General features: G+C 51.9%; 13 protein-coding genes and 1 tRNA gene. 9 read left to right on the top strand and 5 right to left on the bottom strand.

What is annotated here, in order from left to right; all coding sequences use genetic code 11:
• The first annotated feature begins 44 nt into the window (after positions 1-44).
• Genes CAFE_RS12935 through CAFE_RS12915 form a run of 5 tightly spaced genes read left to right on the top strand, consistent with a single transcriptional unit; the run spans position 45 to position 2,154 of the window.
• The gene (locus tag CAFE_RS12935) at positions 45-176 is read left to right on the top strand and encodes an XkdX family protein (RefSeq protein WP_156990901.1); all 132 of its coding nucleotides are present in this window, start codon (positions 45-47) and stop codon (positions 174-176) included.
• Positions 177-234: 58 nt separating this feature from the next.
• A complete protein-coding gene (locus CAFE_RS12930) occupies positions 235-1,092 on the top strand; it encodes a glycoside hydrolase family 25 protein (RefSeq protein WP_156990900.1) in 858 nt (285 codons plus the stop codon).
• 16 nt (positions 1,093-1,108) lie between these two features.
• Positions 1,109-1,390 carry a hypothetical protein gene (locus tag CAFE_RS12925; RefSeq protein ID WP_156990899.1) on the top strand — a complete coding sequence of 94 codons (282 nt, stop codon included), beginning with the start codon at positions 1,109-1,111 and terminating at the stop codon, positions 1,388-1,390.
• A 34-nt stretch (positions 1,391-1,424) separates the two neighbouring features.
• Positions 1,425-1,637, top strand: a complete 213-nt coding sequence (locus CAFE_RS12920) for a hypothetical protein (protein WP_156990898.1) — start codon at positions 1,425-1,427, stop codon at positions 1,635-1,637.
• 37 nt (positions 1,638-1,674) lie between these two features.
• Positions 1,675-2,154: a hypothetical protein gene (locus tag CAFE_RS12915; protein WP_156990897.1), complete on the top strand. Its 480-nt coding sequence runs from the start codon at positions 1,675-1,677 to the stop codon at positions 2,152-2,154.
• Between the two features lie 184 nt (positions 2,155-2,338).
• Here the strand turns inward: CAFE_RS12915 and CAFE_RS12910 are convergent, their stop codons facing one another.
• The 4 genes from CAFE_RS12910 to CAFE_RS12895 all read right to left on the bottom strand — a co-directional run bounded on the left by CAFE_RS12910 (position 2,339) and on the right by CAFE_RS12895 (position 3,411).
• A complete protein-coding gene (locus CAFE_RS12910; RefSeq protein WP_156990896.1) occupies positions 2,339-2,572 on the bottom strand; it encodes a hypothetical protein in 234 nt (77 codons plus the stop codon).
• 295 nt (positions 2,573-2,867) lie between these two features.
• Entirely contained in the window at positions 2,868-3,005 is a 138-nt protein-coding gene (locus tag CAFE_RS12905; RefSeq protein ID WP_156990895.1) for a hypothetical protein, read from the bottom strand.
• Positions 3,006-3,044: 39 nt separating this feature from the next.
• Positions 3,045-3,260: a hypothetical protein gene (locus tag CAFE_RS12900; RefSeq protein ID WP_156990894.1), complete on the bottom strand. Its 216-nt coding sequence runs from the start codon at positions 3,258-3,260 to the stop codon at positions 3,045-3,047.
• Positions 3,223-3,411, bottom strand: a complete 189-nt coding sequence (locus CAFE_RS12895) for a hypothetical protein (protein ID WP_156990893.1) — start codon at positions 3,409-3,411, stop codon at positions 3,223-3,225. Before CAFE_RS12895 ends, CAFE_RS12900 begins: the two co-directional genes overlap by 38 nt.
• A gap of 154 nt (positions 3,412-3,565) precedes the next feature.
• Between CAFE_RS12895 and CAFE_RS12890 the strand changes: the two genes are divergently transcribed.
• The 3 genes from CAFE_RS12890 to CAFE_RS12885 all read left to right on the top strand — a co-directional run bounded on the left by CAFE_RS12890 (position 3,566) and on the right by CAFE_RS12885 (position 4,492).
• The gene (locus CAFE_RS12890; protein ID WP_156990892.1) at positions 3,566-3,766 is read left to right on the top strand and encodes a hypothetical protein; all 201 of its coding nucleotides are present in this window, start codon (positions 3,566-3,568) and stop codon (positions 3,764-3,766) included.
• Between the two features lie 243 nt (positions 3,767-4,009).
• Positions 4,010-4,141, top strand: a complete 132-nt coding sequence (locus CAFE_RS20355) for a hypothetical protein (RefSeq protein ID WP_267901551.1) — start codon at positions 4,010-4,012, stop codon at positions 4,139-4,141.
• Between the two features lie 111 nt (positions 4,142-4,252).
• Positions 4,253-4,492 carry a hypothetical protein gene (locus tag CAFE_RS12885; protein WP_066643303.1) on the top strand — a complete coding sequence of 80 codons (240 nt, stop codon included), beginning with the start codon at positions 4,253-4,255 and terminating at the stop codon, positions 4,490-4,492.
• A 113-nt stretch (positions 4,493-4,605) separates the two neighbouring features.
• Here the strand turns inward: CAFE_RS12885 and CAFE_RS12880 are convergent.
• Positions 4,606-4,692, bottom strand: a tRNA-Ser gene (locus tag CAFE_RS12880).
• A 185-nt stretch (positions 4,693-4,877) separates the two neighbouring features.
• Between CAFE_RS12880 and asnS the strand changes: the two genes are divergently transcribed.
• Entirely contained in the window at positions 4,878-6,272 is a 1,395-nt protein-coding gene (gene asnS / locus CAFE_RS12875) for an asparagine--tRNA ligase (protein WP_066648075.1), read from the top strand.
• Positions 6,273-6,302 lie beyond the last annotated feature (30 nt).

Raw genomic sequence — 6,302 nt, 5'->3', positions numbered from 1 at the left:
AATCAGATCGATGCGCTGACGTTATCTACACTGGGGGTGGCATAATGTACGCGACACTAAAACGGCTTTACGACTCCGGTCGGCTCCCGGAAGAGAATTTGAAAAAAGCGATTCCGCTTGGCTGGATTACCGCCGACGACTACAAAACGATCACCGGCGAAGAGTACGAGGCGTGATTGCTCCGAACAGGACAAACCTACAACAGAATGACCGGTATGTGAGGAGGTACATAGGATGCAGTTAAAAGGAATCGATATTTCCCATTGGCAGGGAAACCCGGATTTTCAGCGTGTGAAAGCGGCCGGAATTCATTATGTTATCATCAAAGCGACGGAGGGCGTTGATTATGTCGACCCATGCTTCCACGCGAACAGTAAGGCGGCGCTGGCGGCGGGGCTTCCGATCGGAGCATATCATTTTCTGCGCGCCGGCGACGTGAATGCTCAGGCAAGGGATTTTCTGGCGGCGATCAAGCCGTATCACCTGACATGGCCGGCGGCGGTCGATGTGGAATCGGACGAGCTGGTCGCGATGGGGGAAGATCGCCTGACCGATATGGTCCTCGATTTCTGCGCGCAGGTGAAAGCCGCAGGGTACCAGCCGATGGTTTACAGTAACCGCAACTGGTATTATTTCGCGAAATATATCGATGCGGACCGGATCCGCGCGGCGGGGATTCCGATCTGGCTGGCATGGTACAGTAACGCGACGCCGGAAAGCACCGACCGATCCCAGCTCGGCGACGTCTGGCAGTACGCGAGCGACGGCGAGGTCGATGGAATCATCGGCAAAGTGGACATGAATGTCTCCTATCAGGATTTCGGCGCGCCAAAAACTACGGTTCAGATCGACACGACGATGGACCTTTCGCGCGAACACGGGCAGTATTACACGGTGAAAACCGTCTGCTCGCAGCAGGTGACAGTTACGGCGGGTACCGGTGGAGTTGTAACCGTTGTCCCGTTCCCGAAAACCGGAGACGTGCAGCTGTTTGCGCTGGTCTCCGTCGGGCAGCCGGGAACGGAAACGGGAATCTACACGACCGCGCCGGGGGAAGCGCCGCTCAAGCGGTTCGTGATGCGCGTGAAATAAGGAAGGGGGCCTGACGATGCCGGACATTGCGCAGGAGGCGTTGGACAGCGCGAAATCGGCTCATCACCGCATAGACGGTCTGGAAGACGAAATCAAGGATATTCGGGGCCTCACCGCCGCAATGGCCCGAATGGATCAGAAGGTGGACGGCCTGGACAGCGACGTCAAGGAAATCAAAACCGACGTCAAGGCAATCACGGCCCGCCCCGCGCAGAAATGGGACTGGTTTACAAAAGCTATCATTACGGCGCTTGCAACGGGCCTTGTGGCCGCGATACTGGCGCTCATTTTTAAGTAACAGCCGGCAGCAGCTGGCGGAAAGAGGAATTACCATGACCAGGAAAGAACTGTTCATCAATGCGGCAAAGGGCGCGGAGAAATGCAAAATTATCCTTGGAATCCGTATGCCGGATGGTACGAAAGAGCTTATCATCAATGACAACGTGCAAAACAAGGTGGATTATGTCTGCGGCAAATACGACGACGACCTGAAAATGCACGGCGCGCCGATTCAGATCGAAGAATTTCTGTTCGTACGGAAATAATTTGTCCCATATATGGGGCAGAAAGAAGGAAAGATTTATGGATCAGAATACACAAACCCTCATGACCATCCTCGGCGTTGTAGTAATCTTCGCACTGATAACCGTCGCGGCCGTGAAATTCGGCACGAAGAAAAACGCCGTCGCAGCAATGGGCAAGGTCTTAACCGGCCTCGGCTATGCTCAGGCCGTCGCCACAGCGCTCACGCCGTTTCTTCCGGGCATTACCGGGACGGTGATCAATAAGGTGCTGACCTACGCCCAACAGGCCGTAACACGGGTGGAAGCTACATACAAGGCCGCGCTTGTTACCGGGTCCGCCGCGGACGATACCAGGACAGCAGAAGCGACAAGCCTGATTAAATCGGCGCTTGCACTGGATGGAATTGAAGATACAGAGCAGATCGATAAATTAATTAATACGGTGATTCCGCTGCTTGTCCTCGCGCTGCCGAAGACGCACACTGCAGCCGCGGTGGAAAGCGGGGCGGTCGCGTCCGACACCACGGGCGCAGTGTAAAATCGAAGATGAATGATAAAGGCCACCTGGTTAATTCCGGATGGCCTTGTTTTTTTTGTCAAAGAACGATCTATAGATAAAGTGGGCGGCATATGATCCCCTGAGCCGACGGGTTCCCGCGACGCTCCCCGCGCTGGCTGCGCGGACGTTTCGGCAGCTTCCCAAGCAGCCCTCATCAGGCGGGCTATTCGATTACCACATAACACTGGTAGCCATGCCAAGTATGTTCCGGATCCATCCGGCGCCACTGCTCTTCGCTGTAGAAAAATGAGCAGTTGACGGTGTTCTCGTGCCGGCCCGGGAAGCGAGCCCTGAATTTCTCGTGCGCCTCGTTCCAATCGGCGGCATGAACCTCTACCCAGCCGTTCTGGAACGGAAAGCCGGAATCGCTGCCGAAGGTGTAGAAAAACCTATTCATTGTCAATCTCCTTTCGTCTATTCCTCAAGGCTTCTGCAAGCGGCCTCGCGCGAATCTCCGAACTGCGCATTTTGTACGTCTGTGCGCGGAACGAATGCCCAAAGCCTCTTATCTGCGGTACAGTAGTCGAAGAGCCCGATAGAGAGAAGATCTCCGACTGTTCCGACGACGCCAAAGCAGGTGGTCTTGTCGTCATTCCATACCTTGCGGACTGTGCTCGTGTCATCCTTTTTCTTCGTGAACCTCATTCCATCCTCGCTTTCTGCCCGTTTCGCCGGTAGCGCAGCATATTAAATTATTCAACATCACCTGTTGTGGATTCTATGGTGTAACCGTCTAGGCCCTTTACAGCCGCGTATTCTTTCGCTTCGCGCTCGGTCGAAAAATCCTGTGGCATTTCATCCGGTTCAGCCGGAAATATCGTGTAAATCATATGAAATCCTTTCTGCCGGGAACGTTGCCCGGCGCGGCTTTATAATGAATCGTAAATCTCTCTGAGCGCTGCGCGGATTTCGTAATTTTTTACCGGATGCCAAACCTCTTTATATAACCACATTGCAACGCAGCTTTTGACTTCAATATTTGGCCCTGTCATGCTGGGGCCGTTGGTTTCGGTTAATGCAATGATTTTGTATTGCTTTCCGTTGTGTTCAAGCGCATACGGAATATTCTTCTGTTTCTTCATCATATTTAACAGCCCCACGCAATTCCAATTCATCGGTAATAACGGCAAATACCATCCGTTCGGCCTCTTCCAATGTTGTATCGCTCATAAGCGTAAAGCAGTTTAAAAGTGTTTCCGTGTCCTGCGCCTTAACGCTTGCTTTTACGAGTTCCATTCTCAACCGCCCCTTTCTTTACTGTGATTATAGTATAATACAATAGCGTTATTACATCAATAGGTATATTGCATGAACTTACGCTATTACATTTGTACAAAAATACAATAGCGTAATTACATTGTAAGTTGTATTATTAATTTGAGGTGATATCATGCCTAAAAATAGTAAAGCGCGTATTGACGCGAACCGGCGGTATGCAGAGAAATCCTATGACCGTCTGTATCCCTTCGTTCCCAAAGGTCGAAAAGCTGAGATACAGGCCGCAGCGGACAGGGTAGGAGAAACTCTGAACGAGTACATCGTAAAGGCGATTGATCAGCGCATGGAGCGCGAAAACAGCCCATCGGATTAATTTCCGGTGGGCTTATTTTTTTACAGTACTATCCCCATTGTGCCGCCGAAGTACACCCCGTAGACCACGATCAGGCAGCAGAGCAGAGTGGCGGCGCAAATCAGCCAGATACAAGGCCAATAACCACAAGCTGCATTCCTATCTCCACGTGTGATATTCTCACATGAAATATTATGGCTTGTTCGCCGTAGGTGGATTATTCTAATGTATAATAATTTCAAGGAAATATTAGGGGTGATAGGAATGGACAAAGAATTGAAAGAACAACTGGAAATCATGAACGCGAACCTTCAGACGATTGCACGAGACCAGGCAATGATCTATGCGGAGCTGAAGGAGATCGAGGGGAAGGTGGAGGGGAAAACGGAAAAGTGAATTAAGGCCCCGCCTGATGTGGGCGGGGCCGGTTTTTCTACATTTTTCCGCTTGTAAAAGCCGAACACGTGTTCTATACTATAACAAAACACATGTTCGGAGGAATCGCCCATGATCCGAAAGGTTTATGTTGACGTTGTCGCGGAGTTTGATTCAGACGGCCACATTATGCCGCTTGCCGTCAAGTGGGAGGATGGAACCCGGTATGAAGTTGACCGGGTGCTGGATGTGCGGCGCGCCGCATCCCTCAAGGCCGGCGGCGCGGGGATCCGCTACACATGCCGAATCATGGGGAAACAGGCCTGTCTCTGGCTGGAAGAAAACCGGTGGTTCGTGGAGGCGAAAAGGTAGGAATATATAATGAAAAAGAACCGTAAGAACCAAATAAGAACCAAATCGAGACTGCATATAAAAATAAAAATCCCGGAAGCTAGCATTCATGCGGCTTCCGGGATTTTACTACATGGCGGAGAGGACGTGACTCGAACACGCAACACCTTGCGGTGCACCACATTTCCAATGTGGCTCCTTACCAATTAGAATACCTCTCCAACTGGCACATCGGCCGGCTTTTCCCGACCGGCTTTACTATTATAACGAACCTTTCTTAAAAAATCAACCCCCTCCTGTATAAAATTTGGGATTGGGCGAAAAAATGTTTTTTAGCCTTGCGGTTTGGAAAATATTGATATAAAATGATGATAGTTATCGATTTTTAACAGGAGGATCGGGGAATTTGGAAAAAATAGATATCGCCGACTTATATCGGAAGTCCGGAACGTTGGAAGGAAAAACCGTAACTGTGTGCGGGTGGGTTCGCACGATTCGCGATTCCAAAGCGCTGGGATTTATCGATCTGAACGACGGCAGCGGTTTTAAAGGGGTTCAGATTGTTTTTGAGGACGGAAAAATAGGGAACTATAAGGAGGTGGCCCGACTGAACGTGGGGACGGCGGTTTCCGTAACGGGCACCGTGGTCCTCACTCCGCAGGCAAAACAGCCGTTGGAGATTCATGCGGCGGAACTATGCGTGGAAGGCGCTTCGACCCCCGATTATCCGCTTCAGAAAAAAAGGCATTCGCTGGAATATCTGCGCACGGTGGCCCATCTTCGCCCGCGGACCAATACCTTCAGCGCCGCGTTCCGGATTCGCTCGGCGGCGGCGTATGCGATTCATACCTTTTTTCAGGAGCGCGGGTTCGTTTATGTTCACACGCCCCTGATTACCGGAAGCGACGCGGAGGGCGCCGGCGAAATGTTTACCGTAACCGCTTTTGACCTTGACCGGCTGCCCCGGCGTGAAAACGGCGCCGTCGATTTTTCAAAGGATTTTTTCGGCGGGCACACCTCGCTGACGGTTTCCGGTCAGCTGGAAGCGGAATGCATGGCGATGGCGTTCGGAAAGGTTTATACGTTTGGCCCGACGTTCCGCGCCGAACGCTCTTATACGCAGCGCCACGCCGCCGAATTCTGGATGATTGAGCCTGAGGTCGCTTTTGCCGACCTGGATGACAATATGGCGCTTGCCCAGGACATGATCCGCAGCGTGATTCGCGCTGTAATGGAGAAGTGCCCGGATGACCTCGCTTTTTGCAATCAGTTTATCGACAAGGGCCTGCTGGACCGTCTGAACCATGTAGCAAATTCCGATTTCGCGCGGGTTACTTATTCGGATGCGATTGAAATCCTGAAAAAGGAAAACGGACGCTTTGATTATCAGGTGGAGTGGGGTTCCGACCTGCAGACCGAGCACGAACGCTATTTAACCGAGCAGGTGTTCAAAAAACCGGTCTTTGTCACGGATTATCCAAAAGAGATCAAGGCGTTTTACATGCGCTTGAACGACGACGGCAAAACCGTTGCCGCCGTTGACCTGCTGGTCCCCGGGATCGGCGAAATCATCGGCGGCAGTCAGCGCGAAGAGCGTCTGGATGTTCTGGAGCGCAGACTGCGGGAAACCGGGATGAATGAAGACGCATATCGCTGGTACCTCGATCTTCGCCGTTACGGCGGCGCCAAGCATTCCGGCTACGGCCTTGGCTTTGAACGCCTTGTCATGTACCTGACCGGTATTTCCAACATTCGCGACGTAATCCCGTTCCCGCGCACAACGGGCTCCGCGGAGTTTTAATCAAAAACAACTATAATCGTTTGGGGGTAA

Source organism: Caproicibacter fermentans (assembly GCF_009746625.1).
Classification (GTDB): Bacteria; Bacillota; Clostridia; order Oscillospirales; family Acutalibacteraceae; genus Caproicibacter; species Caproicibacter fermentans.
This window is presented reverse-complemented; position numbering and strand designations above follow the sequence as displayed.